Annotated in this window: 23 protein-coding genes, 5 tRNA genes and 1 other annotated feature; of the genes, 26 read left to right on the top strand and 2 right to left on the bottom strand. The window is 38.1% G+C overall.

The window, feature by feature from the left end; translation table 11 throughout:
- The first annotated feature begins 49 nt into the window (after nucleotides 1-49).
- From MOZ64_RS03390 to MOZ64_RS03365, 6 genes are all read left to right on the top strand, one after another.
- The gene (locus MOZ64_RS03390; protein WP_320325201.1) at nucleotides 50-2,089 is read left to right on the top strand and encodes a peptidase U32 family protein; all 2,040 of its coding nucleotides are present in this window, start codon (nucleotides 50-52) and stop codon (nucleotides 2,087-2,089) included.
- Between the two features lie 62 nt (nucleotides 2,090-2,151).
- Entirely contained in the window at nucleotides 2,152-3,465 is a 1,314-nt protein-coding gene (eno, locus tag MOZ64_RS03385) for a phosphopyruvate hydratase (protein WP_320325200.1), read from the top strand.
- Between the two features lie 116 nt (nucleotides 3,466-3,581).
- Nucleotides 3,582-3,672 (top strand) — tRNA-Ser (locus MOZ64_RS03380).
- A gap of 17 nt (nucleotides 3,673-3,689) precedes the next feature.
- A tRNA-Asp gene (locus MOZ64_RS03375) sits at nucleotides 3,690-3,766 on the top strand.
- A 7-nt stretch (nucleotides 3,767-3,773) separates the two neighbouring features.
- A tRNA-Gly gene (locus tag MOZ64_RS03370) sits at nucleotides 3,774-3,847 on the top strand.
- 7 nt (nucleotides 3,848-3,854) lie between these two features.
- Nucleotides 3,855-3,931: transfer RNA gene (locus tag MOZ64_RS03365), tRNA-Asp, on the top strand.
- 53 nt (nucleotides 3,932-3,984) lie between these two features.
- Here MOZ64_RS03365 and traF read toward each other — a convergent pair.
- Entirely contained in the window at nucleotides 3,985-4,545 is a 561-nt protein-coding gene (gene traF / locus MOZ64_RS03360) for a conjugal transfer protein TraF (protein WP_320325199.1), read from the bottom strand.
- Between the two features lie 59 nt (nucleotides 4,546-4,604).
- Nucleotides 4,605-4,680 (bottom strand) — tRNA-His (locus MOZ64_RS03355).
- An 84-nt stretch (nucleotides 4,681-4,764) separates the two neighbouring features.
- Here MOZ64_RS03355 and radC point away from each other — a divergent pair.
- The 20 genes from radC to groL all read left to right on the top strand — a co-directional run bounded on the left by radC (nucleotide 4,765) and on the right by groL (nucleotide 26,535).
- Complete coding sequence (radC, locus tag MOZ64_RS03350; RefSeq protein ID WP_320325198.1) at nucleotides 4,765-5,439, top strand: RadC family protein; 675 nt, start codon at nucleotides 4,765-4,767, stop codon at nucleotides 5,437-5,439.
- Between the two features lie 49 nt (nucleotides 5,440-5,488).
- Nucleotides 5,489-6,325 carry a rod shape-determining protein MreC gene (gene mreC, locus MOZ64_RS03345; RefSeq protein WP_320325197.1) on the top strand — a complete coding sequence of 279 codons (837 nt, stop codon included), beginning with the start codon at nucleotides 5,489-5,491 and terminating at the stop codon, nucleotides 6,323-6,325.
- The gene (locus tag MOZ64_RS03340) at nucleotides 6,322-6,888 is read left to right on the top strand and encodes a hypothetical protein (protein WP_320325196.1); all 567 of its coding nucleotides are present in this window, start codon (nucleotides 6,322-6,324) and stop codon (nucleotides 6,886-6,888) included. Before mreC ends, MOZ64_RS03340 begins: the two co-directional genes overlap by 4 nt.
- Before the next feature lie 57 nt (nucleotides 6,889-6,945).
- Entirely contained in the window at nucleotides 6,946-9,513 is a 2,568-nt protein-coding gene (gene polA, locus MOZ64_RS03335; protein WP_320325195.1) for a DNA polymerase I, read from the top strand.
- Complete coding sequence (gene mutM, locus MOZ64_RS03330) at nucleotides 9,513-10,343, top strand: bifunctional DNA-formamidopyrimidine glycosylase/DNA-(apurinic or apyrimidinic site) lyase (RefSeq protein ID WP_320325194.1); 831 nt, start codon at nucleotides 9,513-9,515, stop codon at nucleotides 10,341-10,343. Before polA ends, mutM begins: the two co-directional genes overlap by 1 nt.
- Nucleotides 10,316-10,924 (top strand): dephospho-CoA kinase, encoded by a 609-nt coding sequence (coaE, locus tag MOZ64_RS03325; RefSeq protein ID WP_320325193.1) that lies wholly within the window; start codon nucleotides 10,316-10,318, stop codon nucleotides 10,922-10,924. Before mutM ends, coaE begins: the two co-directional genes overlap by 28 nt.
- Nucleotides 10,911-12,044 (top strand): DnaD domain protein, encoded by a 1,134-nt coding sequence (locus tag MOZ64_RS03320; RefSeq protein ID WP_320325192.1) that lies wholly within the window; start codon nucleotides 10,911-10,913, stop codon nucleotides 12,042-12,044. Before coaE ends, MOZ64_RS03320 begins: the two co-directional genes overlap by 14 nt.
- A complete protein-coding gene (locus tag MOZ64_RS03315; RefSeq protein ID WP_320325191.1) occupies nucleotides 12,037-12,882 on the top strand; it encodes an ATP-binding protein in 846 nt (281 codons plus the stop codon). Before MOZ64_RS03320 ends, MOZ64_RS03315 begins: the two co-directional genes overlap by 8 nt.
- 69 nt (nucleotides 12,883-12,951) lie before the next feature.
- Nucleotides 12,952-13,821 (top strand): class II fructose-1,6-bisphosphate aldolase, encoded by an 870-nt coding sequence (gene fba / locus MOZ64_RS03310; protein ID WP_320325190.1) that lies wholly within the window; start codon nucleotides 12,952-12,954, stop codon nucleotides 13,819-13,821.
- Nucleotides 13,822-13,919: 98 nt separating this feature from the next.
- Entirely contained in the window at nucleotides 13,920-15,182 is a 1,263-nt protein-coding gene (murA, locus tag MOZ64_RS03305) for a UDP-N-acetylglucosamine 1-carboxyvinyltransferase (protein ID WP_320325189.1), read from the top strand.
- A 48-nt stretch (nucleotides 15,183-15,230) separates the two neighbouring features.
- On the top strand, nucleotides 15,231-15,923 hold the full coding sequence (locus tag MOZ64_RS03300) for a LytR/AlgR family response regulator transcription factor (protein ID WP_320325188.1): 693 nt from the start codon (nucleotides 15,231-15,233) through the stop codon (nucleotides 15,921-15,923).
- A gap of 468 nt (nucleotides 15,924-16,391) precedes the next feature.
- On the top strand, nucleotides 16,392-17,168 hold the full coding sequence (locus MOZ64_RS03295) for an HAD-IIB family hydrolase (protein ID WP_320325187.1): 777 nt from the start codon (nucleotides 16,392-16,394) through the stop codon (nucleotides 17,166-17,168).
- Nucleotides 17,169-17,193: 25 nt separating this feature from the next.
- Nucleotides 17,194-18,123 carry a diadenylate cyclase CdaA gene (cdaA, locus tag MOZ64_RS03290; RefSeq protein ID WP_320325186.1) on the top strand — a complete coding sequence of 310 codons (930 nt, stop codon included), beginning with the start codon at nucleotides 17,194-17,196 and terminating at the stop codon, nucleotides 18,121-18,123.
- On the top strand, nucleotides 18,120-18,878 hold the full coding sequence (locus MOZ64_RS03285) for a CdaR family protein (protein ID WP_320325185.1): 759 nt from the start codon (nucleotides 18,120-18,122) through the stop codon (nucleotides 18,876-18,878). Before cdaA ends, MOZ64_RS03285 begins: the two co-directional genes overlap by 4 nt.
- A 13-nt stretch (nucleotides 18,879-18,891) precedes the next feature.
- On the top strand, nucleotides 18,892-20,229 hold the full coding sequence (gene glmM / locus MOZ64_RS03280) for a phosphoglucosamine mutase (protein WP_320325184.1): 1,338 nt from the start codon (nucleotides 18,892-18,894) through the stop codon (nucleotides 20,227-20,229).
- Nucleotides 20,230-20,244: 15 nt separating this feature from the next.
- Nucleotides 20,245-20,904 (top strand): response regulator transcription factor, encoded by a 660-nt coding sequence (locus tag MOZ64_RS03275; RefSeq protein WP_128520815.1) that lies wholly within the window; start codon nucleotides 20,245-20,247, stop codon nucleotides 20,902-20,904.
- A gap of 1 nt (nucleotide 20,905) precedes the next feature.
- Complete coding sequence (locus MOZ64_RS03270) at nucleotides 20,906-22,336, top strand: HAMP domain-containing sensor histidine kinase (RefSeq protein ID WP_320325183.1); 1,431 nt, start codon at nucleotides 20,906-20,908, stop codon at nucleotides 22,334-22,336.
- A gap of 197 nt (nucleotides 22,337-22,533) precedes the next feature.
- Nucleotides 22,534-22,735, top strand: a binding site (T-box leader).
- A 31-nt stretch (nucleotides 22,736-22,766) separates the two neighbouring features.
- The gene (gene thrS, locus MOZ64_RS03265; protein ID WP_320325182.1) at nucleotides 22,767-24,518 is read left to right on the top strand and encodes a threonine--tRNA ligase; all 1,752 of its coding nucleotides are present in this window, start codon (nucleotides 22,767-22,769) and stop codon (nucleotides 24,516-24,518) included.
- Nucleotides 24,519-24,642: 124 nt separating this feature from the next.
- Nucleotides 24,643-24,903: a co-chaperone GroES gene (locus MOZ64_RS03260; RefSeq protein ID WP_320325181.1), complete on the top strand. Its 261-nt coding sequence runs from the start codon at nucleotides 24,643-24,645 to the stop codon at nucleotides 24,901-24,903.
- Between the two features lie 18 nt (nucleotides 24,904-24,921).
- The gene (gene groL / locus MOZ64_RS03255) at nucleotides 24,922-26,535 is read left to right on the top strand and encodes a chaperonin GroEL (RefSeq protein ID WP_320325180.1); all 1,614 of its coding nucleotides are present in this window, start codon (nucleotides 24,922-24,924) and stop codon (nucleotides 26,533-26,535) included.
- The last annotated feature ends 29 nt before the right edge of the window (nucleotides 26,536-26,564 follow it).

Genomic DNA, 26,564 nt, shown 5'->3' with positions numbered 1-26,564 from the left:
AAGAAGTAAAAGCTGTCAATGGACAGCCTTTTTTATGGGAGGAAAGAAAATGGAAATATTAGCGCCTGTTGGTGATCGTTCCATGTTAGATGCTGCTTTGGCAGGTGGATGTGATGCTGTGTATTTAGCTTTAAAACATTTTGGAGCGCGTGCCTACGCAAAGAACTTTACGCTCGAAGAAGTAAAAGATATCATTCAGCGTTGTCATCTTATTGGTGTCGATGTTCATGTGACCATGAATACCATTTTGTATGAAGAGGAAGTAGAAGCTGCGTATGCACAAGCCAAAGCCTTATATGAAATGGGTGTTGATGCATTGATCGTACAAGATCTAGGCTTGATTCATTTGTTGCATCATCGCTTACCCGAACTAACGATTCATGCATCCACTCAAATGAGCATTCATACACCAGCCCAGATCGAGCAATTAAAAAAATTGGGAGTGAAACGAGTGGTTTTAGCCAGAGAATGTACAAAAGCTGAAATCGAAGCTTGCCAACAAAGTGGTGTGGAAATTGAAGTCTTTGTGCATGGTGCCCTTTGCATCAGCGTGTCCGGTCAATGTTACTTTTCAAGCTTTTGTTATGGCAGAAGCGGTAATCGCGGGATTTGTGCACAACCTTGTCGTATGGCTTACACTCTCTATAAAGATGGCCAACCTATATCGTTCAATCAAGAATATCTATTAAGCCCAAAAGATGTTTCTGTGATCGATCAGATTGGACAGTTGTCTGTAGATTCCTTGAAGATCGAAGGGCGTATGAAAAGTCCAGTCTATGTATATGAGGCTTGTCGACAAGTTAAAATGGTACGCGATGGGAAAAAACGGACAGAAAAAGATAAAGAACGATTAAAGCTTGCTTTCAATCGAGGATATACTTTAGGGCATATGTTTGATCAGCGCGGATATAATTTGATGCATATGGACTCACCCAATCATCAAGGGATTCCCATTGGTAAGGTGATTGGCATTCATGGAAAACGTGTGAAGATCCAATTGGATCGATCCATTGATCAGAATGATGGCATCCGCTTTGGTCAAGCCTATGGATGTCGCGTTAATTATCTGTTTGATGAAAAAGGACGTTTGCAGAAGCATATCGATGGTCATCATAGATGTGAAGCGGAAGTGAAATCAAAGATCCAAAAGGGGAGCATCGTTTATAAAACGATTTCGTATGCGTTGGAAAAAGAAGTGGAAAAAGCTTCGAAAGAAACCATTCGTAAAGTAAAGGTTTCCTGTTTTGTCCATTGCGATGGCCCTTCCACACCTCTTGTTTGTACAATGTCGGATGGTATCCATACGGTAACTTGTGTATCCGAACAACTGGCTTCGGTCGCACAAAAACATGCCTTAAACCAAGATACCATTGCCAAGCAAATGTATAAGACCAAGGATAGCTGGGTCGAAATCACGGCATTTGCGTGTACGCTTGTTGGTGATATTTTCTTTCCAATGGGTGTGATCAATGCATTGCGACGAACTACGATCGAAGCGTTAGAAAAAGAGCGTACAAAAATTTGCTGTCAACCAGAGAAGCCGTATGCATTTCAGCCAAAAGTGACAAGTGATCATCGGATATATGTACAAGATCTACCAGATTCGATGGCTGATCTGACCAAAAATGTAACGAATTCTTATGGTATTGCGGCTTGTCTAGAAATGGGATTTGAGAAAGTGGCATTGAGTATCGAAATGACACCGGATCAAATACAAAAAACGGTTTTAGCTTTTGGTGCTCGATATCATGTAGACGCACCGGTTGTTGTGTATATATATGGTAAGATTCGATACATGATCATGAAACATTGTCCCATCAATACGGTGTGTTTGGATGGCAAGCGACAGGATTGTCATTTGTGTCATCGTCATCATTTTGAATTAGAAGGTAAAGATGGACGTCGTCTTTTGATGAAAGGAAATAAGGATTGTTATATGCAATTGTTTGATGAGACACCAAGAAATTGGTTGGCGATGATTCCTGCATTTCAGGCCTTAAATATAAATGATTTCTATGTACATTTTGTGGATGAAAGTCCAACAAAAAAGGAAGAAATCATTGCTTTGATTCATTCTGTTTTACGTTGAAAGAGGCTTGTTAAAGTGTTATCATAAACGTAGCTAGAGGCTTAAAGGAGGATATTTTAATTATGCCTATTATTACAGATGTTTATGCTCGCGAAGTATTAGACTCTCGTGGTAACCCAACTGTTGAAGTTGAAGTAACTACTGAATCTGGCGCTTATGGTCGTGCTATGGTTCCAAGTGGTGCAAGTACTGGTGAAAGAGAAGCATTGGAGCTTCGTGATGGAGATAAAACTCGTTTTGGAGGAAAAGGAACTACTAAAGCTGTTGCAAATGTAAACGAAAAAATTGCACCAGCTGTTATTGGTTTGGATTGCCGTGATCAAAACTTTGTTGACCAAACAATGATCGATCTAGACGGTACCCCAACAAAATCGAATTTAGGTGCAAACGCTATCTTAGGTGTATCTATGGCTACGGCTCTTGCAGCTGCTGATTTCTATGGAATGCCTTTGTATAATTACTTTGGTGGATTCAATGGAAATACATTGCCAGTTCCAATGATGAATGTCATCAATGGTGGTTCTCATGCAGACTCCACGGTAGATTTCCAAGAATTCATGTTGATGCCTGTTGGTGCGAAATCTATCAAAGAAGCTGTTCGTATGGGTGCTGAAACTTTCCATGAATTGAAGAAAGTATTGAAGAACAAAGGATACAATACCAACGTTGGTGATGAAGGTGGATTCGCTCCAAGTTGTAAAGATGGAAACGAAGAACCATTGGAATTATTAGTAGAAGCTATGAAGGCTGCTGGTTATGAACCAGGTACAGACATGTGCATCGCGATGGATGTTGCTTCCAGTGAATTCCACAACCATGAAACAGGATTGTATGAATTGAAGAAATCAGGTCAAGGAAACAAGACTGCGGATGAAATGATCGATATGTATGAAGAATGGTTGAAGAAATATCCAATCATCTCTATCGAAGATGGTTTAGGAGAACGTGACTGGGATGGCTGGAAACGTTTGACAGATCGTCTTGGTGATAAAGTTCAATTAGTTGGTGATGATTTGTTCGTAACCAATCCAAAGATCTTACAAGAAGGTATCGAAAAGGGTATTGCGAATGCCATTTTGATCAAAGTAAACCAAATTGGTACTTTGACTGAAACTTTCGATGCAATTGAATTAGCGAAGAAACATAACTACACTTGCATCGTTTCTCACCGCTCTGGAGAAACAGAAGATACCACAATTGCTGATATCGCAGTTGGTTTGAATGCTGGTCAAATCAAGACTGGTTCTATGTCTCGTACAGACCGTATTGCTAAGTATAATCGTTTAATGCGTATTGAAGACGAATTGAACCAACGTGGCAATGCACATGTTGCAAAATACTTAGGAAAGAAAGCTTTCTATAATCTTTATAAGTAATGATGTTGTAGGCCTCAAATGAGGCCTATTTTTTTTTGAAAATAATAGTTGCAATTCGTTTTTGGCCATGCTATTATATGTAGGCGCTAACGAGTAGCGTTCTGACCTAGATTTTTGGAGAAGTACTCAAGTGGTTGAAGAGGTGCCCCTGCTAAGGGTATAGGTCGGGAAACTGGCGCGAGAGTTCAAATCTCTCCTTCTCCGCCATTTTAAAAGTGAATATTGGTCCAGTGGTGTAGTGGTTTAACATGCCTCCCTGTCACGGAGGAGATCGTGGGTTCGAGTCCCATCTGGACCGCCAATTTGATGCAGATGTAGTTCAATGGTAGAACACAGCCTTGCCAAGGCTGATACGGGGGTTCAATTCCCCTCATCTGCTCCATTTTATTGGTCCAGTGGTGTAGTGGTTTAACATGCCTCCCTGTCACGGAGGAGATCGTGGGTTCGAGTCCCATCTGGACCGCCATTTTTCAATAAACGATGTTCGCATCGTTTTTTTTATTTGAAAAACGAAGATACTTATTTCAGTATCTTCGTATATGTCTTTTCTAACTTTTTCTTTTCTTTCTTTGTCATTTTTCGTTTTGTGGCATCATGGTTTTTGACCGTTCCTTCATGACCAGCCACGGCTTTTCCTTTTTTTACATGAATGACCAATGGTACATAAAGCCAAAGTTTATTGTCTTCCTTTTTGTTTTTTGACATATATTTGGGTATGTATTTTGTCAATTCGACTCTTTGCTCATCAGAATACAACAAATTCTTATCCTCATCACGAACTTTGACATAATAAACAGTTACATTCTTTTTATCGGCCACTTTTTTTAATATGGGTCTTGCTTCTTTGCACCATGGACAAGCATTAAAGCCAAAAAAGAGGATGCCACTTTTTTTCTCGGTAAAATAGGTTAGAGCCTCATCCATCGAAATTTCGACAAAGCCTTCTTCTGTTGTTTTAGTCTTAGATTCTTCACATTCAGCTGTTGGGTCACAAGCATTGATATTGTCATTGGCATAGATCGTTGTTGGCAAGCTTAAAGCACCAATCAGCGCGAGTGTTATTGCGATATTTTTTTTCATGGCAGTATTGTAGCATAAAGCATAAAAAAAAGCCCTCAATGAGAGCTTCAATTTCACAATGGGGCGGCTGACGCGATTCGAACGCGCGCATCACGGAGCCACAATCCGCTGTGTTAACCGCTTCACCACAACCGCCATGTGCTTATATATAATAACAAAACTAGAAAAATGTGTAAACCCCTTTTTTGTTATTTCTTGTTTTTAAGCGTATTAGAATATATGAAAGTGAAAGATATGAATGAGGCAGATCGTCCTCGAGAAAAAGCACTACGATTTGGTTTGAAGTCATTGACGGATGTTGAATTATTAGCATTGATGTTACAGAGTGGGAATAAAAACCGTTCGGTATTTGCTATCGCAAAGGAGGTATTTGAAGTATCGAACCATTTATCGAATCTGTTTGATTTATCGCCCCATCGCTTGATGCAAATTCAAGGCATTCGAGAAGTCAAGGCTTTGCAGCTTTTAGCAAGCATTGAATTGTGTTCTCGGGCCACAAAAGCTAGTGCGTATTCGCATGTTATTGCGGCACCTAATGATATCGTGCAATGGTTTAAATTGGAATATGCGTATGAAAAACAAGAACATTTTGTGGCTGTATATTTAGATACAAAAGGAAAGATCATTTCCCATCATCTATTGTTTAAAGGTACTTTGAATGAAAGCTGTGTGCATCCTCGTGATATTTTTAAAGAAGCATTCTTAGAAAATGCATGTTCCGTTTTGTGTATTCATAATCATCCGTCGGGAGATCCGCATCCTAGCGATGCAGATATTCGTTGCACGAAACAAATCAATGAAGTCGCACAAGTGATGGGTATCCATTTTTTAGATCATATCATCGTCGGCAAAGATGGATGGTATTCCTTTCGACAAAGCCAATATCTAGATTGAAAGGAAATTGGAATCTTTGTATAATAGGTCTTAGATTTGAGGGATCATTATGCGGAGATTAAATCATCTACAACGTGTATTAGCGATATTGATCGTCATTGTTCTTGGGATTGGAACATGCATGATTGGCTTAAGACAACAAGCTTTATCCAATATGGGATATAGTGCTTGGACCTATATTCAATATGGATTGATCGAATATCCAATCACATCGTTGGCCAATGTATTTAATGATGTCGCGAACCTTTGGCATCAACAAGATGATAATGACTATTTAAAACAAGAATTAGCGGAACAAAAGAGTTATAAAACGCTCTATGAAGAAGAAGCAAATAAAAATGAAGAATTAGAAAAACTACTGAATGTGAAAAACACCAATAGTGATGTAAAGATGATTAGTTGTTCTGTGATTCGTCGGTCTAGTGAAACATGGAATCAAAACATTACCATTTCGGCAGGCAGCTCACAAGGTGTAAAAGTTGGCATGTTGGTGCAAAGTAGTGAAGGTATGATTGGTTTGGTCACAAAGACCCAGGTCAATACAAGTACGGTTGAATTGTTAACGAGCGAAAATTTAGTAAATGATATCGCGGTCAAAATTTCTTTACAAGATGGTTCGACGGTTGAAGGTGTCATTCAATCGTATGATGCCAATCGGAATGAGTATTGTATGTCACTTTTCAATAATGATGCTACCGTGACAAGTGGGCAAGCTGTCGCAACAAGCGGACAAGGTGGCAACTATCCAAGTGGTATCTTTGTAGGTACAGTTACAGAAATTGAACGAGATGATTCATCGATCATTTCTAAGATCTATGTAAAGCCGGTATCGAATATGCAAAGTTTTAAATATGTGATGGTTGTCGGAAATGGGGATGCATCATGAAATTGCGCACATTCTTTCTCTTTTTGTTGATCATGGCTTTATTGGATACGTTGATCGTTTATATTTGGCCACCTGATTTTAGTTTTCAGAATATGTCATTTGTTCCACATATTTGTTTTATGGCCTTATTGTTATTGGTATATAAACGAAATTGGATCGATCGAGTATTGATGGGCATGTTGTGTGGGTTGATATATGATTACTTCTTTTTATCCACATTTCCTTTATCTACGATCTTATTTCCAGCTGCTAGTTTTGGTTTGGGGTGGCTCATTGAAAAAACGAGTGATGATGTACGATGGCTTTCGTTAGGTACGATTGGTTGTGTGATCTTGTTAGACATACTTCCTTTCTTAGTTTCAAAGCTTTTTGGGCAAGTGAGTGTCTCTTTTGGCCGATGGTTTCTTCATATGGAATTGATGACGATCGTATTTCATTGTGCTGCTTTATTAGCCCTTTACTATATTATTGATGTTATCGATCGTATATCTATGCGGCATTCCAATCAAAAAAATGCCATAGAAAAAAAGAATTATCGTCGAATTCGTTCTTTTGGGAAGTGAGTCATAGCTCATTTCCTTTTTGCGTGATAGAATGAATAAATAGAAGTTGGTGATAATATGAAAAAACTCTTATTACTGGATGGCAATTCGATGCTTTTCCGTGCTTATTATGCAACGATGTATCGTCATTCGATGCAGACATCGAATGGCATTCCAACCAATGCCGTTTATGGCTTTATCATGATGCTGCAAAAAGCCTTGGATACGATCCAACCCGATGCTTTATTAGTGGCTTGGGATGCCGATTCGCAAACGTTTCGAAAACAAGAATATGAACCATACAAAGGAACGAGAAAACCATTGGATGATGAATTAAAAGTTCAATTTCCCATTGTTCGAGAATTTTTAGATGCAGCCGGTATCAAACGCTATGAAATACATGGTTATGAAGCGGATGATATCATCGGTTCGATGGCCAAACAATGTCAAAAGAGTGCAGATACAACGATCTTGACCAGTGATCGTGATTTGTTGCAGTTGATCGATGGGTCCACAAAAGTTTTATTGATGCAAAAAGGGATCACCGAAATGAAGCTGGTGGATAATGAGAATTTTTCAGAAATGTATGATGGATTAACACCCATTCAGATCATTGATTTAAAAGGATTGATGGGCGATACCGCCGACAACATTCCAGGGGTAAAAGGTGTTGGCGAAAAAACGGCGATTCGTTTATTAAAAGCGCATCCCAGTGTAGAAGAAGTCTATGCACATATGGATGAGATCAAAGGGAAGCTCAAAGAGAAATTAGAAAATGATAAAGACAATGCGTTTCTTTCGAAACATTTGGCCACTATTTATCGTGATATGGATCTTCCATTTGTTTTGGAATCTTGTGATTTTCATGGCTTTGACGATACTGTGAATGACTTTTATGCCAAATATGAAATGCATTCTTTTGCACAGGCAACAAAAGCCAAAACCAAAGAAGAAGTTTCTTATAAAACAATCCATAGTTGGTCGATCCAAAGTTCGTTTTTATTACCAATTTGTTCGCCAGATCCATATATGAGTCAGGAACTCTATGGATTTATCGGTTTACAAGAAAATACGGTTTATTATATTTCAAAAACGGATGCGCTTTTTGATCTAGCTTTTCAAACCAGTCTGATCGATGATGCCTATATGACTTGGGATGCCAAGATGATGATGCATCTTCTATCTAGAAATGGGTTTAAACCTTGTCTGTTTAAGGAAGACTTTCATGTAGCTATCTTTTTGCTGCATTCCCAAGCAACCAATGAAGATGCCGTTTTGGAAGCGATGCATATTCATTTACCAGAGTCCATTCATGATTTAAGTAAAAAGAATAAAGAAAAAACCAATGAGGAACGTTCATTGGCCGTTATGGGCACATTGATCGTCGCGTTGGACCAAAAATATAAACAAATATGGAAACAATTGAAAAATGAAGAATTATTTGATTTATATGAAACCATCGAAAAGCCGCTGATTCCTATTTTGTTTCAGATGGAAAAAGAAGGAATCCATATTGATCGAAAGATATTATCCGATATGGGTGTATCCATTTCTGAAAAGATGGATCAAATCTCGGCAGCCATTTATGCCTTAGCTGGAAAAGAATTTAATATCAATTCACCAAAACAATTAGCGATGGTTCTTTATGATGATCTGGGATTGAAACATCCAGGCAAAAAACGTTCTACTTCGGCGGATGTATTGGAAAAGATCAAAGATCAACATGAAATGATCCCAAAATTATTGGAATATCGGAAAGTCGCAAAAATCAAGAGCACGTATATCGATGGTTTACAAAAACACATTCAAATGGATGAAAAGATCCATACGACTTTTAATCAAACGATGACGCAAACGGGTCGATTATCGAGTAGTGAACCAAATCTGCAAAATATCAGTGTTCGTGATGATCAAGGAAAAGAAATTCGTAAAGCTTTTACAGCACCGAAGGGAACACTTCTTTTATCTGCTGATTATTCGCAAATTGAATTGCGTATGTTGGCCCATATGGCACAAGAACCCCATATGATCGAAGCTTTTAAAGAAGATCAGGACATTCATACAAGAACGGCTACATTGATTTTTGATTGTAAACCGGAAGAAGTTACACCAGATCGTCGTCGAATGGCTAAAACGGTCAATTTTGGGATCGTATACGGGCAAACGGATTATGGCCTTTCGCAACAATTAAATATCACTCGAGTGGAAGCCAAAGAATTTATGAATGCTTATTTTTCGAATTATTCACACATTCATCAGTACATGAATGGTTTGATTGATTTTTGTAAAGAACATGGCTATGTAGAAACGATGTTTCATCGCCGGCGTAGTATTCCGGAAATCAATGATAAGAATTTTATGACGCGGGAATTCGGTAAACGAGCTGCTATGAATGCACCGATTCAAGGTAGTGCGGCCGATTTGATCAAGATTGCGATGATCAAGGTAGATCAAGCCATGAAAAAGGCACACGTGCAATCGAAGATGCTTCTTCAGATTCATGATGAATTGATCTTTGAAGTACCAGAAAATGAGTTGGAAATCATGAAACAGCTTGTCAAAGAAACCATGGAACATGCATTGGAATTATCCGTGCCATTAAAAGCATCCTTGGCTTATGGACCAACCTGGTATGAGGCGAAATAATGCCAGAAGGTCCTGAAGTACAAGTTGTGGTGTCCACCTTGGAACGACAACTCCAAGATCATACCATTGCGAAAGTGAATGTATTTTATGAGAAATTGATTGCCTATCCCAGTGTGGATCAATTCTGTCAACAACTGCAAGGTCAGAAGTTTCATGCCTTTTCGCGTATTGGAAAATATCTTCTTTTTACCTTGGATACATCTATTTTAGTTGTTCATTTACGAATGGAAGGACGCTTTTATATTTATGATCGACCACCTGCTTTTTGTAAACATATTCACTCTATCTGGCAGATGGATGATGGTCGAAATGTTTGTTATCATGACACACGTAAATTTGGGCGAATGTGGTTGTATCCCAAAACCGAAGATGTGGCAAGTTTGCCTGCTTTAAAAAATGTAGGTCTTGATTTTACGGATCCACGAGCCGATGCTATGTATTTCTATCAGCAGATTCATTCAGCCCATCGGCCCTTAAAAATGGCTCTTTTGGATCAATCGATCATTGCTGGGATTGGCAATATCTATGCGGATGAGATTTGTTTTGCTTGTGGGCTGGATCCTAGAAGTCGGTGCAATCGGATATCCAAAAAAGATTGTGCGAATATCATTCTCCAAATGCGAAAAATCTTATCAGAGGCGATTGCTTGTGGAGGAACGACCATTCGTGATTATACATCCAGCTTAGGTGTTTCTGGACGCTTTCAAATTCATCTGCAGGTGCATGCAAGAAAAGGAGAACCTTGTCCAGTATGTGGCAGATCCATCGAGAAAATTACTGTTGGACAAAGAGGAACGTATATATGTCGACATTGTCAAAAAAGAAAATAATTGGATTAACTGGATCTATGGGGGCAGGAAAATCTCAAGTTTCAAAATACTTGGCTTCTTACTATCCTGTCTTAGATTGTGATCGGGTCAATGCTCATCTTTTAGAAAAAGGCCAAAAGGGATATCGAGCTCTGGTTGAAAAGAAATTGGTTCCATTGGATGATATGGAAAATATTGATAAGGCACAAATGGCAGAACAAATGTTTCAGGCAGATGCAATCAAACAAAAGATTGAAGCTATTTTGCATCCCTTGATCTTGCAGGAAATACAAGATTGGGCACAAGTCCAAAAGACGGCTTTGGTTTTTATCGAGGTGCCTTTATTATTTGAAAGTCATGTTGAAGATATGTTCGATTCCATATGGTGTGTCGTAACCAATCTTGATATTGCTTTAGATCGTCTGCAAAAGTATCGTCATTATAGTGCATCACAAGCTCAGGCCCGCTTGGCTTTTCAAATGGATCCAGAAAAGAAGATACAAAAAAGTGATGTCGTGATTTATAATGATGCGAGTTTAGATGAATTATATGCTCAAGTTCAAAAAGCTTTAGAAAGGGAGGAAAGTAGTGTCGGACTGTAAGATCATTCTATGTGATCCATGGACGGAAGAGTCTTTGGCGGATCTGTATTTCTTGTATTTGCCCTTACTGGATCATGAAGCCATTGGTCTGTATCAATTGTTTCGGATCATGGCGGATGTTTCTTGTTCACAAGATGAACTGATCCAAGCGAGTGGTTTATCGTCATCCCGATTTGTGCAGGCACGAAAAAATTTAGAACAATTTCATTTGATCAAAACTTATCATGACATACAATCGAGGAGTTGGTTGTATCATATTTTTGCTCCTTTAGATGCACGTTCTTTTTTGGTCCACGATACATATAGTCGTTTATTTTTACAAGCAGTAGGAAAACAACGATTCGATCAAATCAAGACGCATTTTACGAAAGATATGCAAGTGCCTTCGACCATGAAAGAAATTAGTGAGCCTTGTCCTGTAGAAAAATTGGATGGTTGGAGCGAAGAAGATGAGAAATTGTATCATGATCATCGTCCACATTTGGTTCGGGAATCGTATGATTTTGATTTTGATACCTTTTTACAGGGAATGGATCAAATTTTTCCGATGCGATTGCGCACAGAACAAAATTTGACTCGTATTGCTCAATTAGCAACGATTCATGGAATCGATGCGAAAGTAATGAAACGATATGTGATGCGAGCAATCAACCCCAATACGCATGTGTTTGATTTTGATAAGTTAAAAGCACAAGTCTATCATAATAAAACCAAGGTGGAATCATTGAAAGATCCATATGCATTGGCGCCGGTCGCATTTATGCAGCAAAGGCAAAAGGGTGTGCCTGTCGCTTCGAGCGATCGCAAAGTGATTGAAAAAATAATGCATGATTATCATTTTTCAAATGAAGTGATGAATGTGTTGATTGAATATACTTTGAAGACATCCCATCAAAAATTTCCACGGAGTTATGTGGAAAAAATTGCTGCAAGTTGGGTTCGTTTAGGCATCGATTCAAAAGAAAAAGCATTGGCGCAAATACAAGCACCATCAACACCATCCTCAAAACAGGCTTATCCTTCTTGGTATACACAGGTGCAGCAAGAAGAAGCTAGTGATGAGTTGAAAGAAGAAATACTAAAGATGCAGGAACAATTGGAGGGAGATTCGCATGTCTGATATAGAACGAATCAAGAAACAACCAATCATTCGTCATTTCTTGGATGCCCATAATTTGAATGATTCATTTATTAAAGAAAACATTATTGAGATGCTTACATGGCAAGAGTCTTTACAGAAATGCGAGGGTTGTCTGGGTCTATCGTATTGTCGGCAAACGCTAAAGGGGCATAGATATCAGCTGGAACTTACGGAAGATGGATTGCGTGAATCGTATAGTATGTGTCCTTATATGATAGAAAAGGAAAAGCTGTTAGCGCATGTAAAGAATTTTCGATATACCCATATGAGTACGGATGACGATTTGATCGATCTTCGAACATTGACCAAAGGAATGACTTCGAAACAATATTTGGAAGCCTATGCGAAAGTAGTAAAATCTCTATCTGCGGATAAGGGAATCTATTTGTGTGGACAAGCTGGTGTGGGTAAGAGTTATTTATTAAAAGGCGTAGCCAATCATTATGCTAAGCAAGGCAAGACTGTTTGTTTTGTGAAGGTGCCCGTATGGATTGCCGAATGTCGGGATTCCATGAAGGATACGCAATGGCGAAAAATGAATATGGCACAGATGCGGTGGGCAGATGTCGTGATTTTTGATGATATAGGAGCTGAATATATTTCACCATGGACCTTGAATGAAATCTTATTTCCCATCTTGGATGCGCGTATGGAACAAAAGAAAAAGACCTATTTCACTTCGAATTATCAATGGTCCGAATTAGAGAGTCGATATGCTGCTTGTCAGAAAGAGGGAAGAGTAGCTGCCAATCGAATTTTAGAGCGAATTCGAGCGTTATCGGATGTTGTCTTATTGATGGGGACATCCCTAAGATAAAGCCTTTTCAAATAAAAGAATTGGTAGTAAAATATAGCCGTAAGATGTAATTAACAAGGAGGAAAAGAAATGTTAGTATCTGCTACAGACATGATCAACAAAGCCCATGAAGGACATTACGCTATTGGTGCTTTTAACATCAACAACATGGAATGGATCAAAGCTATCCTTTTAGGATGCGAAGCTAAAAAAGCTCCAGTTATGTTAGGTGTTTCTGAGGGTGCTGGAAAGTATATGTGTGGATTTGACAATGTTGTCGCTATGGTTAAAAATATCCATGATAACTTGGGAATCACAGTTCCAGTTGCTTTACACTTAGATCATGGAACATATGAAGGAGCTAAGGCTTGTATCGAAGCTGGCTTTACTTCTGTCATGTTCGATGGAAGTCATTATGATTTCGAAGAAAATGAAGCAAAATCAAAAGAAATCCTTGCTTTAGCACATTCAAAAGGAATCTCTGTTGAGTGTGAAGTTGGTGGTATTGGTGGTACCGAAGATGGTGTTACTTCTGCTGGTGAATTAGCGGATCCAGAAGAATGCGCTAAGATTGCAAGTTTAGGTGTAGATTTCCTAGCTGCTGGTATCGGTAATATCCATGGTAAATATCCTGCTGACTGGGCTGGATTGAACTTTGATCGTTTAGCTGAGATCCAAAAGGCTACAAATGGTAAACCATTAGTATTACATGGTGGATCTGGTATTCCACGTGAACAAGTGCAAAAAGCCATTACTTTAGGTGTTTCTAAAGTCAATGTCAATACGGAATGTCAATTGGTATTTGCGGATGCAACTCGTAAATATATTGAAGCTGGAAAAGACTTAGAAGGAAAAGGTTACGATCCTCGTAAGTTGTTGAAACCTGGTACAGATGCAGTTCAAGCATTGGTAGAAGACATGGTTGAAAACTTCTTTGGTTGTGCTGGAAAAGCTGAATAATTGGTTTAAATTTGAGTGGTTCAAAAAGAACCACTCTTTTTTTTTTGAAACGTTCATGTTAGAATCTTATGGAATAAAATAGCAGGGGAGGAAAATCAATGGAAAAAGTAATTAAGATTGAAGGGGGACATCGTCTTTCTGGTACAGTGACGATCAGTGGGTCTAAAAATGCTACAGTTGCCTTGATTCCTGCATGTGTTTTAGCCAATCAACCCGTTACGATCTATGGAGTGCCTAATATTTCGGATGTACGTTCTTTGATGGTCTTGCTTCAAGAATTAAATGTGGATGTAGAAGAAACAGAACCAGGTACTTTATATATTGATCCAAGAAATATGAAAAATATTCCTATGGTTTCAGAAGCTGTAACAAAATTGCGGGCTAGTTATTATTTTATGGGGGCTTTGCTTGGTAAATTTGGTCATGCAGAAATTCGTATGCCTGGTGGATGTTATTTAGGACCACGACCTATTGATCTTCATTTAAAGGGGTTTGAAGCTTTAGGTGCTCGTATCAACTATGAGAATGGATGTTATATCTTACATGCGGATGAATTGATTGGAACCAATATTTTCTTGGATATTTCAAGTGTTGGGGCCACCATCAATATCATGATGGCTGCTGTTTATGCGAAAGGCCGCACGATCATTGAAAATGCGGCTCGTGAACCAGAAATCATTGATATTGCGACGCTTTTGAATAAAATGGGGGCACGTATTCATGGCATGGGGACATCGACCATCACAATTGATGGAGTAGAAGATCTAAAAGGATGTATCCATGAAATTATTCCCGATCGCATTGAAGCAGCTACCTATATTATTATTGGTGCTGCTGTTGGTGATGACATGCGTGTTGAAAATGTCATTCCACAACATTTGGATGCGATCATTATGAAATTAAAAGAAATTGGTATAAAAATGGAAGTGGGTTCTGATTTTATTCATATTTTTGGTCAGCATGAACAATTAAAACCAACTGAAATATTAACTAAACCCTATCCTGGTTTTGCGACGGATGTGCAACAACCTTTTTCGGTTTTATTGACCCAAGCCCATGGACAATCAACGGTGACGGAAACCATTTATACCGAGCGTTTCAAGCATTGTGATGAATTACGTAAAATGGGTGCTGATATTGATGTTCGTATTCCAAGCGCCTTTATTCATGGAAAAACACCATTATATGGTACGCGTGTCAAGGCAACCGACCTTCGATGTGGAGCGGCTTTAGTCGTTGCTGGATTGATGGCACAAGGCGTGACGGAAATTCACGATATCTATCACATCGATCGTGGCTATGATGATTTGGATGGCAAATTGAAAAAACTAGGTGCCAAATTATGGCGTGAAGAAGTATAAGATGGATTGAATTCCATCTTTTTTTGGTTAGTGTGCTAAAATATAGATATGATACGAATTGCTTTTTTAACACATGAACAAGAAACCAAAGATACTGTGTTTGCTTTATCACAACTGTTAAATGATCAAGATTGGGGTTTCCGTCATTATTATAAAGCGAGCCGATTGGCAAAAGCTTGTGAATCGGTTGATTTTCAAGTGTTTGTTTTTGATGAAATGTTTAAAACGACACGGATGGAAAGTGTTTTTGTTCATGACCATCCACAGGCTTTATTTTTATACATCTGTGCTGATGCAACAAAGGCCATGGGCGATGATCAAAGAGGACGTGTACGATATATTCAAAAAGATAAAATTGAAACGGATCTTTTGGATATGAAGGAGTGGTTGCTGTCTTCTTTACATCAAGAAGATATTTATTATTTTGCCTATGGTGGGGTGCGTGTCAATTTGCCTTATGAAGATATCTATTATTTAGAAAAAATTGATAAAATGGTGTATTTTCATACCAAAAAAGGAGTCTTTCATAAGCGAATCAATATTTCGGAGTTGGAAAAAACATTTGAACCGTATGGCTTTTTACGTGTTCATGTTTCTTATCTAGTGAATCAAAAATATATCACTTCTTGGTTCAATGACATGGTGGAATTAAAGGATTCAATTCGTATTCCGGTCTCGCGTTCGCAGCATCGCAAGATTCGCGCAAAACAGCGAGAAACGGATTCCAATCATGCCATATAATAGCTCAAGTTATCCATGATGGATCTCCATGTTCGATAAACTCGTTATAATAGAAGTAGAAAAGGGGATTTCATTAGGGAGCGGTGAGAAGATGAAAAAAAATGGATGTTAAAGCATATCGCTTTAACGAAAAGCGAAACTATGGAGAGAAGGCTCCAAAGGATAAGCTGAGTAATCAGAACAAACTTCCGTTCGCATATGTCAACGAAGGATGTGAAAGGGCCGTAAAAAGGCAGTGATCCAATATCACAAACAAAACATCTGTACTGGGGGCATATGATCATCTTCATTGTATATACAGAATACCAATAATTTCTATACGTACAATCGTGTATATACAAATGGTGAGAAGATGATTTGAATTCTACAATTGAATCATAAAGGTAGGTCTTGTATCCTACCTTTTTATAATGTGATTCATGTCAATTATGTGATAAAATAGAAAAGACAATAAAGGAGAACTATACTATGAAACTGTTGGCCTCAAATTATGATGGAACATTGTGTTACGGAAAACATGTAATGGACGAGGATAGCCAGGCAGTCCGACAATGGCAAGCAAGTGGAAATTTATTCACGATCGTAACCGGTCGTGCAAAAGAATCACTGGATAAGTATTTGAAAAAAGATGGATTGGATCCAGACTATATTGTAACAAATAATGGTAGTGTAATTTTTGATCGTATGGGCAATGAAATTGAAAGTAATTTTTTAGAGTATATTACTGCTTTGGATGTTATGTATATTGCCAAACAAACGGATGGTGTGGTTAGTTATGTTGTCAATGACGGCAGACATCGCCATCGTATTGTAGTGAATCCACATATTCAGGATGTTCGTTATCCGAATATGCAACCGGATCTTACGGAAGCAGAAGTCATGGATAAGCAAGGAGGCTATTCACAAATCGTTCTTTCGATGACAAATCCGGATATGGCCACTGCATTGGCAGAAGAATTAAACATATTCTTTTCAGAAAATATTACTGCTTATGCCAATAACTATTGTGTCGATGTGGTTCCAAAAGGAGTTTCGAAAGGAACAGGTTTGGAATTTGTGACCAATTATGTGGATCTAGATGTAGACGACGTATATGCGATCGGTAATTTAGAGAAAGATATTCCGATGTTAGAATTTGCAGGAAATTCTTATGCATTCTTTACAGCTAGCGAGGAAATCAAAGCAATTTGTGATCATGAAGTCATGTCTATTGCAGAAATGATCAAAGATATTAAATCCGAATAATCGATGAAATAAGGGGGAATCTAATTTGAGTGCTGCGATAGATGATATCACATTGATCATTCGACTGATCTTAGATATTTTAGCGGTATGGGCATTGATTTATTTGGCTTTGCGACTCTTTCGAAATAATTCGCGTACGGTACAAATATTAAAGGGTATTTTAGTCATCCTGGTCATTAAAGGACTATCCGTTATCCTTGGTCTCAATGCATTTAGCCATATCATGGATATTTTCTTGCAGTGGGGGGTATTGGCGTTGATCATCGTATTCCAACCCGAAATACGTGGTATGTTGGAACGCTTAGGAAAAACATCGGCCATCCACTTGACGAATTTAACTACGGAAGAAACCATTTCAATGATCAATGAAATTGTTGATGCTTGTGAACAAATGTCAAAATCAAAGACGGGGGCTTTGATCACAATCCAACAAGCACAAGAATTGACCGATTATATCAACACAGGAATTCGTATGGATTCGGTTGTGTCTAGTGAATTATTGGGAACGATATTTCAATATGGAACACCCATGCATGATGGGGCTGTGATCATTCAGGGAAATAAAATTGCGTGTGCTGCTGCTTATTTTCCACCAACAAGTAGAGATCTACCAAGTAAATATGGTGCACGACATCGAGCTGCAGTTGGAATCAGTGAGATTACCGATTCGATCACGATCATTGTGAGCGAGGAAACAGGCGCTATTTCACTTGCTGTAAATGGGCAATTAACGCAATATCCAGTCGAAGGATTGCGTCGTTATTTGATGAATGTTTTGATTCCGAAAGAACCAGAAATATCGGATTCGCAATTGATTCGTAGAACGGCACATTCTTTGATCACACGAAATAAAACAGGGTCGGAAAAAGAAAAGAGAAAGAAAGTCGATGAACGAATTCAACCGATTGAGATTGTCGACTTTTATAATACAGACCACGGAGGAAAATCAAAATGATGAATAATAATTCACAACCTCCTATGGGTAAATTGCATTTGATTTATCGAATTGTGCGATTGATCTTTTCAAAATTAAGTAAATTAGTCGATCATATCATTTATTCAAAAACAGGGGCAGCTTTGGTTTCTTTGGTAGCAGCTGTTTTCATTTGTGTATCGATCAATTATGATGTGATTGGTACGCAATTATTTAATGACCAATCAACCACCGTACAGATCAATAATGTGGAAGTGGATGCATTATATGATTCGGAAAAATATGATCTGACTGGCGTACCGAGTACGGTTACTGTGATGTTGACAGGTAAATCTGCCGATATACAGGTATTTCGTGCCAAAGGGGAAGTCAAAGTAGTTTGTGATTTACGGAAAAATCAAGAAGGTGATTCGGTTGTTCAATTGGATGTGGATAACCTTCCTTCGAATCTGGATGCAAAAATAGAGCCAGCTACCGTAACGGCTCATTTGGCTGAGCGTGTATCCAAACGGTTTTCCGTTTCAGCAGAATTATATGCTTCCAGTACTTCCAAATGGGATACACCTACTTTGGATACAAATAATGTAACGATTTCGGGTACAAAGGAACAAATTGATTCGATTCGTTCCGTAAAAGCCATTATTGATGCATCCAATCAAACCAGTGATTTTGAGACCAGTGCCACATTGGTTGCTTATGATTCAAAGGGTGAAACTGTGGATGTTCAAATTGATCCTTCCACCATAAAGGCAGAAGTAAAATTAAAGAGTGAATAGAGGTAGTACAAAAATGGGAAAATATTTTGGAACAGATGGTGTTCGAGGCAGAGCCAATGAAGGTCTAACATTAGATATGTCCATCAAGATTGGACAGTATCTTGGTTGGTATTATAGTAAAAGTAGTCGTCATGCTCGTATCTTGATTGGTAAAGATACGCGTTTATCTGGCGATATGTTTGAATTGGGATTGGCAGCTGGAGCAACAAGTATGGGAGCCCAAGTGTATTTGTTGGGTGTATGTCCAACGCCTTCCATTAGTTATTTGATTCAAAAGGAACGGTTTGATTGTGGCATCATGGTCAGTGCCAGTCATAATCCTTTTTACGACAATGGCATTAAAGTTTTTAATGATCGTGGTGAAAAGATGGAGGAATCCATTTTATTGAAGATCGAAGATTATATGGATGATAAAACCCAATTGCCATTAGCCACTGGGGAGAAGATTGGTGAATTGATCGAATGGGAAGATGGTTTGGAAATCTATATGTCTTGGTTAAAAGAAACAGTTCCTGTTGATTTAACGGGCATGCATATTTGTGTGGATCTTGCCAATGGATCCGCTACAAGTACGGCGGTGGAAACTTTAGATGCTTTAGGTGCTACGGTCGAGGCCATCAATAATTCACCAAATGGCATTAATATCAACAACAAGTGTGGATCTACGCATCCAGAAGGCTTACAACGAATCATGAAAGAAAATGAGTATGATGTTGGTTTAGCGTTTGATGGCGATGCGGATCGATTGATCGTTTGTGACAGTGATGGGCGTTTGATGAATGGTGACTATATTCTTTATATCTGTAGTCGCTATTTAAAATCAGTCAATAAATTGAATAAGAATATGTGTGTCACTACGGTCATGGCTAACTTAGGTCTGTATAAAGCATTGGATGCAAGCAAAATTGATTATATCCAAACCCCAGTTGGTGATAAATATGTATTTGAGGAAATGCAGAAGCATGATTATTGGATTGGTGGAGAACAAAGCGGTCATATTATTTTCTATGAACATGAAAAGACAGGGGATGGCTTATTTACCGCCTTACAGTTATTGACGGTCATGAAAGAAACGGGTAAAACCTTACAAGAACTCAGTGAAGGCTTATTTATTTATCCGCAATTATTAGAAAATGTCGAAGTTAAGGATAAGGAACATGCTTTAAATGATGAGTCGTTGCAACAAGTGATTCAAAGTGTTCAGGATGATCTAGGCGATGAAGGCCGTATTCTTGTTCGTCCAAGTGGAACGGAACCATTGATTCGTGTCATGGTTGAAGCTAAAACCGATGAGTTATGTGAAGAATATGTAGGACGTGTTGTTTCTTATATGAAAGAGCATGCGTTTTAAGAGGAGGGATGCATTTTGAAACGTGTAATTTGTGTCGTAGAAGATGAAAAAGATCTAAATAATCTGGTGGCGCAATATTTACGTAAAGAAGGATATGAAGTTCGGTCGTATTATACATATGAAGAAGCCAATGCTCATGTTGCCGATGATGATGTTCATTTATGGATCTTAGATATCATGTTGGATGATAAATCGGGTTTTGATTTGATTGAAGAAATACGTTTACAAGGTCCAGAAATCCCAGTTATTTTCATGTCTGCACGTGATAAAGAATTTGATCGTATTATTGGCTTAGAAAAAGGCAGTGATGATTATATCACTAAGCCTTTTAGTCCTAAAGAATTGGTATTGCGTGTCAATAATATTATCAAACGTGCATATAAAGATGATAACAATCGCATCAGTATCGATGGTTATGAATTGGATGAAGAACAACGTAAGATTTTTTATGAGAATCAAGAAATAGAATTGACAACAAAAGAATTTGATTTATTGATGATGTTCATCAAAAATAAAGGCATTGCTTTTAGTCGTGATAAAATATTGGAAAATGTCTGGGATGAAAATTATTTTGGATCGGATCGTGTGGTCGATGATACGTTGCGTCGTTTGCGTAAGAAATTGCCAAATTTGAATATTCATACGATTTATGGATATGGCTATCGGTTAGGATAAGATGAAAAAACTAACAGCAGGGTTTCGCAAATTATCTTTGACCCAGCAGATCATCATGATCATTTTCCTATTTATTATTTTCTTTTTTGCGTTTTTCTTTCTCTTTTTAAGTGGCAATATCGATCGTACCATTCGTCTACAAATGTATGATATGATGGAAAGCCGTCAGGAAGCCATCATTACCGTTTTGAAATCGGATTCATCCGATGCTTTGAAACAAGACTATTTTGATTTTTCAGTCGATAAATACCAAGTGAATGGGATCGTAAAAAAAGATAAGGTACAGCTATTGAACACAAAGTTTCATGATAAGACTGTGCCTGGTTTGGCCAATACGATCGTGAAGGAATCGCAACAAGTCAAAGAAGATGGGGATGTTCAACAAGGTGTGTATGAATATAATGGGAGAACCTATTATTATCGAATTCGGCTTGTGAAGACCAATGAGGGAAATGTGATCTTAGCTAGTTATATGGATGATACCTATTCTCAATCGCTTCGTTCTTCTTTAGTGGATTCTACTTTTGATCTTACGATTTTTGCCTATTTTGCGATGTTGTTGATCATGATGATATGGGTGTATTCCATCATTCATCCATTGAACCAGATCAAATATTACATTGAACAAGTGAAAATGGGAAAAGATGTAGAATTGCATGTCAATCGAGAAGATGAAATAGGCGAAGTGGCGGATGCTTTGGTCAATATGAAGGATGAATTGACAAAGCAGGAAAAAGCCAAAGAGGAAATGATCCATAACATTTCTCATGATTTGAAGACACCTATCGCAACCATTAAATCCTATGCCGAATCCATCAAAGATGGGATCTATCCTTATGGTACGATGGAAAAAAGTGTTGATGTGATCATTGATAATGCACAACGTTTGGAAGATAAAGTTCATAATCTTTTGTATTTAAATCGGGTCGAATATTTGATCACCAGTGATGCCGAAGGTGTCGTTACCAATATGAAAGATGTTGTTGAACAAGTTGTCTTAAATACAGCCGTCATTCGTAAGGATATAGAAATTCAAACAGACATGGAAGAAGTGTTCTTTGATGGTTTGTTGGAATCTTGGCGAGTGACCATTGAAAATATCATGGAAAATGCATTTCGTTATGCGAAAACATATATTCGAATTGAATTGCACGAAGATGATCTAAAAATATCCAATGATGGACCAAAAATGGATGAAGATCGGATTGAAACGTTGTTTCATCCCTATGAAAAAGGGGAAGGGGGTCGTTTTGGTTTGGGTTTATCCATTGTTGATAAAGTGGTGAAGGCCAATCGTTATCTTGTGAAAGGATATAATACGGAAGATGGGGTTTGTTTTGAAATTTATCGACCGCATCCGAAAGTAAAAAAACAAGCCAATCGAAGACGGAACTATCGCCAGAAAAATGAGAAGCAGAATAAAGAACGATGATTTTTGAATCATGCAGAATTTCCTTTTGTCGAAATTCACTTCTTCAAAGTAGAAGAAGATGGCAAGAATAATAGATGGAGGTTTAAATATCAAACTTCTTAGTAGCTTTATTTTCGATGAATTGAGGCAGTTTACTGAAATAGAATGAAAAAATAAATTCTATCGTGCATTTTAACATCGAATAGTTTATAATGAGGACAATAATGTTGAAAAGGACATGAATAGGAATCATGCAATCTAGAGAGAAGAATGGTTGGTGTAAATTCTTTGCGCAGATTTTTATTTACTCCCTTGGAGTTGCCCTCGAAAGAGTGTGCCGTAAGTTGGCGTTAACAACACTTGAGATGTACAGAATTTTTCTGTAAATTAAGGTGGTACCGCGTTCACAACGTCCTTATATAGGACGTTTTTTTATTTAGGAGGAAACAAAATGGAACTTGTGAACTTTACTGAAGATGAACATTTAAAAACATTGAATCATTCATGTGCGCATTTAATGGCCCAAGCCGTTCGTCATATTTGGCCAGATGCTAAATTTTGGGTTGGACCTGTCGTGGAAGAAGGATTCTATTATGATATGGATCTAGGTGATCATACGATCACAGATGAAGATCTGGATAAGATCACAAAAGAGATGAAGAAATGTGCGAAATCGGATAAACGTATCGTTCGTCAGGAAATCAGCCGAGAAGAGGCTTTGGCGCGTTTTAAAGATGATCCATATAAAGTCGATTTGATTACTCGTATGCCGGAAGGTACAAACATTTCGATGTATACGCAAGGTGACTTTACCGACTTATGTCGAGGTCCTCATGTAGAGAGTACAAAGAAGTGTCGTTATTTTAAGTTGATGAAACATTCTGGTGCTTACTGGAAAGGTGATGTCAACAATAAAATGTTACAACGTATTTATGGTGTATGTTTCGATACAAAAGAAGATCTAGACAAATACCTGGAAGCTTTAGAGGAAGCAAAGAAACGTGATCACAAGAAGATTGGTCGTGAAATGGGCTTATTTATGATGTCTGAATTTGCACCTGGTATGCCATTCTTCCTTCCAGATGGAATGATCCTTCAAAGACAATTGGAAGAATATTGGCATGAAGAACATGTCAAAGAAGGATATCAATTTGTTCGTACACCTATCATGATGTCTAAAGAATTATGGGAAACCTCTGGACATTGGGGACACTATAAACAAAATATGTATACTTCAAAAGTAGAAAATCGTGAATTTGCGATCAAACCAATGAATTGCCCAGGCGCTGTGTTGGTCTATAACAATTCTTTGCATTCTTACAAAGATTTACCCCTTCGATTAGCTGAAGAAGGACTTGTGCATCGAAATGAAGCTTCTGGTGCATTAAACGGATTGTTCCGCGTTCGTGAATTTACCCAAGATGATTCACATATTTTTGTGACTGTCGATCAAATTGAAGATGAAGTAGGACGTATCATTGCCCTGATTGATCGTATTTATAGTGTTTTAGGATTGACATACAATATTGAATTGTCTACTCGTCCAGAAAGCTATATTGGTGAATTGGATGTTTGGGAAAAGAGTGAAAAAGCTTTGGCTGAGGCGTGCCGTAAAGCTGGAAAAGATTTTGTTGTAAATCCAGGCGATGGTGCTTTCTATGGTCCAAAATTGGATTTCCATATCAAGGATAGTTTGGGACGTATTTGGCAATGTGGTACGGTTCAATTGGATATGAATTTACCAGGTCGTTTTGGCGCTGTCTATGTGGATAAAGATGGATCTCGTAAGACACCAATCATGTTGCATCGTGTTGTCTTTGGTTCTTTTGAACGTTTCATTGGTATTTTGACCGAACATTTTGCTGGTCATTTCCCATTGTGGATGGCTCCTCATCAATTGGTTGTCATTCCTGTTCATCAGGAAAAACATTTGGTCTATGCGAAACAAGTACAAGAAGCATTGCAGGCAAAAGGATTGCGTGTTGATCTAGATGATCGTAATGAAAAATTAGGTTATCGTGTTCGTGAAGCACAAATCAAGCATATTAATTATCAATTGGTTGTTGGTGATGGCGAAATGGCTGAAAATACGGTAACGATTCGAAAGAGTGGTTCTCGTAAATCAGAAACAGTTTCATTGGAAGATGCCATTCAACGTTTTGTTTCCGAAGTGGATACTAAAGAATTATTTAAAGCTGAATAGGCAAGATCAGATCCATAGATATGGATCTGATTTTTTAAGCACTTTGATGTTGACAGTGCTAAATGTTGTGATATACTACAGTTAGCAATTGAAATAGACAAGTGCTAAAAAGGAGGATGCTAGTATGATTAAACCTTTACATGATTTTGTTTTATTGAAAAAAGAAAAAGAAGAAAAGACGACCGCAAGTGGAATTATCTTGACGAGTGGCAAAGAAAAATCAAAATTTGCGATCGTTGAAGAAATTGGAACTGGAGTCGAAAAGCCAGATTATGCCAAGGGCGATAAAGTATTATTTAAAGAATATGCCGGAACAAATATCAAAATTGATGACGAAGAATATGTAGTGATCAAAGATGAAGATATCATTGCAGTAAATCGATAATATATAGGAGGAATAGTTATGGCAAAAGAAGTACGTTTTTCAAAAGATGCTCGTGAAGCAATGCTCAATGGAGTGAATACCTTAGCGAATGCAGTACGTGTTACATTAGGTCCTAAAGGACGTAACGTGGTCTTGGAAAGAGAATATGGCAGCCCATTGATCACGAATGATGGTGTAAGTATTGCCAAAGAAATTGAATTGGAAGATCCATTTGAAAATATGGGTGCAAAATTGGTTTATGAAGTAGCCAATAAAACCAATGATACGGCTGGTGATGGTACAACAACAGCAACCATTTTGGCGCAAAGCATGATTGAAAATGGTTTACGTGCGGTAGAACGTGGTGCAAACCCTGTATTGATGCGTGAAGGTATTGAGAAAGCATCAAAAGCTATTAGTGAATATATTTTGGAACATTCAAAGAAGGTAGAATCTTCTAAAGATATTGAGAGCGTAGCTACCATTTCGAGTGGTAATGAAGAAATTGGTAAGATCATTGCCCAAGCCATGGAAAAGGTAGGTCGTGATGGTGTTATCTCTACGGATGATTCCAATAGTTTTGAAACAACATTAGAAATCAGTGAAGGTATGGAATATGACAAGGGCTATGTTTCTCCATATATGGTTTCTGATCGTGAAAAAATGGAATGTGTTATGGAAAATCCATATGTTTTGGTTACGGATCAAAAGATCAACAATGTCCAAGAAATCTTACCTTTGTTGGAGCAAATCGTACAATCCAATCGTAGTTTATTGATCATTGCGGATGATCTGGAAAATGAAGTTGTATCTACATTGGCATTAAATAAATTACGTGGAACATTTAACGTCGTTGCAACGAAGGCGCCTGGATTTGGTGATAACCAAAAAGCGCAATTGGAAGATATTGCCATCTTAACAGGTGCAACATTCTATTCGAAAGATCTAGATATGGATCTAAAAGATATGCAATTATCTGATCTTGGTACCGTAAAGCGTTTGATTGTTAAGAAAGACAGTACAACGATGATTGGTGGTGCTGGCGATAAAGCAAAAGTAGCTGATCGTGTAAAAGAAATTGAAGCACAAATTGAAAATACCAAGAGCGAATATGATAAGAAACGTATGTCTGAACGTTTAGGTAAATTATCCAATGGTGTGGCAGTCATCAAAGTCGGTGCGGCTACTGAAACGGAATTGAAAGAAAAGAAATTACGTATTGAAGATGCATTGAACTCTACTCGTGCAGCTGTTAGTGAAGGTATTGTTGTTGGTGGTGGCGCTTGCCTTGTCAATGCTTATGTTGCCTTGAAAGATAAGGTGCATTCCGATGTAGTGGATGTACAAAAAGGTATTAAATTAGTATTTGACGCTTTGTTATCGCCATTGGCACAAATTGCTGATAATGCCGGATTTAATAGTGAAGATATTGTTGAAAAACAAAAGACACAAGATACGGGTATTGGTTTTGATGCCAAAGCCGGTGAATGGGTAAATATGTTTGATGCAGGTATCATTGATCCTGCCAAAGTAACTCGTAATGCTTTGATCAATTCAACAAGTATTTCTGCTTTGTTCATTACTACAGAAGCCGGTGTGGCTAAGATTCCAGAACCAGAACAACCAGCACCAGCTGCTCCAGCCATGTATTAATCGATTCCAGAAGGACTCATTGAAATGAG

The organism is Absicoccus intestinalis (assembly GCF_033971885.1).
GTDB classification, from domain to species: Bacteria; Bacillota_I; Bacilli_A; order Erysipelotrichales; family Erysipelotrichaceae; genus Absicoccus; species Absicoccus intestinalis.
The sequence above is the reverse complement of the archived record's forward strand: the minus strand, read 5'-3'. Positions and strand labels throughout refer to the sequence as shown.

What these genes read in the sequence shown, in the direction of transcription:
- murA (WP_320325189.1), top strand. Translation starts at nt 13,920, where the DNA reads ATGGAAAAAGTAATTAAGATTGAAGGGGGACATCGTCTTTCTGGTACA.
- eno (WP_320325200.1), top strand. Translation starts at nt 2,152, where the DNA reads ATGCCTATTATTACAGATGTTTATGCTCGCGAAGTATTAGACTCTCGT.
- radC (WP_320325198.1), top strand. Translation starts at nt 4,765, where the DNA reads ATGAAAGTGAAAGATATGAATGAGGCAGATCGTCCTCGAGAAAAAGCA.
- MOZ64_RS03340 (WP_320325196.1), top strand. Translation starts at nt 6,322, where the DNA reads ATGAAATTGCGCACATTCTTTCTCTTTTTGTTGATCATGGCTTTATTG.
- thrS (WP_320325182.1), top strand. Translation starts at nt 22,767, where the DNA reads ATGGAACTTGTGAACTTTACTGAAGATGAACATTTAAAAACATTGAAT.
- traF (WP_320325199.1), bottom strand. Translation starts at nt 4,545, where the DNA reads ATGAAAAAAAATATCGCAATAACACTCGCGCTGATTGGTGCTTTAAGC.
- MOZ64_RS03315 (WP_320325191.1), top strand. Translation starts at nt 12,037, where the DNA reads ATGTCTGATATAGAACGAATCAAGAAACAACCAATCATTCGTCATTTC.
- glmM (WP_320325184.1), top strand. Translation starts at nt 18,892, where the DNA reads ATGGGAAAATATTTTGGAACAGATGGTGTTCGAGGCAGAGCCAATGAA.
- MOZ64_RS03260 (WP_320325181.1), top strand. Translation starts at nt 24,643, where the DNA reads ATGATTAAACCTTTACATGATTTTGTTTTATTGAAAAAAGAAAAAGAA.
- MOZ64_RS03390 (WP_320325201.1), top strand. Translation starts at nt 50, where the DNA reads ATGGAAATATTAGCGCCTGTTGGTGATCGTTCCATGTTAGATGCTGCT.
- fba (WP_320325190.1), top strand. Translation starts at nt 12,952, where the DNA reads ATGTTAGTATCTGCTACAGACATGATCAACAAAGCCCATGAAGGACAT.
- MOZ64_RS03300 (WP_320325188.1), top strand. Translation starts at nt 15,231, where the DNA reads ATGATACGAATTGCTTTTTTAACACATGAACAAGAAACCAAAGATACT.
- MOZ64_RS03285 (WP_320325185.1), top strand. Translation starts at nt 18,120, where the DNA reads ATGATGAATAATAATTCACAACCTCCTATGGGTAAATTGCATTTGATT.
- coaE (WP_320325193.1), top strand. Translation starts at nt 10,316, where the DNA reads ATGTCGACATTGTCAAAAAAGAAAATAATTGGATTAACTGGATCTATG.
- mutM (WP_320325194.1), top strand. Translation starts at nt 9,513, where the DNA reads ATGCCAGAAGGTCCTGAAGTACAAGTTGTGGTGTCCACCTTGGAACGA.
- MOZ64_RS03295 (WP_320325187.1), top strand. Translation starts at nt 16,392, where the DNA reads ATGAAACTGTTGGCCTCAAATTATGATGGAACATTGTGTTACGGAAAA.
- polA (WP_320325195.1), top strand. Translation starts at nt 6,946, where the DNA reads ATGAAAAAACTCTTATTACTGGATGGCAATTCGATGCTTTTCCGTGCT.
- MOZ64_RS03270 (WP_320325183.1), top strand. Translation starts at nt 20,906, where the DNA reads ATGAAAAAACTAACAGCAGGGTTTCGCAAATTATCTTTGACCCAGCAG.
- groL (WP_320325180.1), top strand. Translation starts at nt 24,922, where the DNA reads ATGGCAAAAGAAGTACGTTTTTCAAAAGATGCTCGTGAAGCAATGCTC.
- mreC (WP_320325197.1), top strand. Translation starts at nt 5,489, where the DNA reads ATGCGGAGATTAAATCATCTACAACGTGTATTAGCGATATTGATCGTC.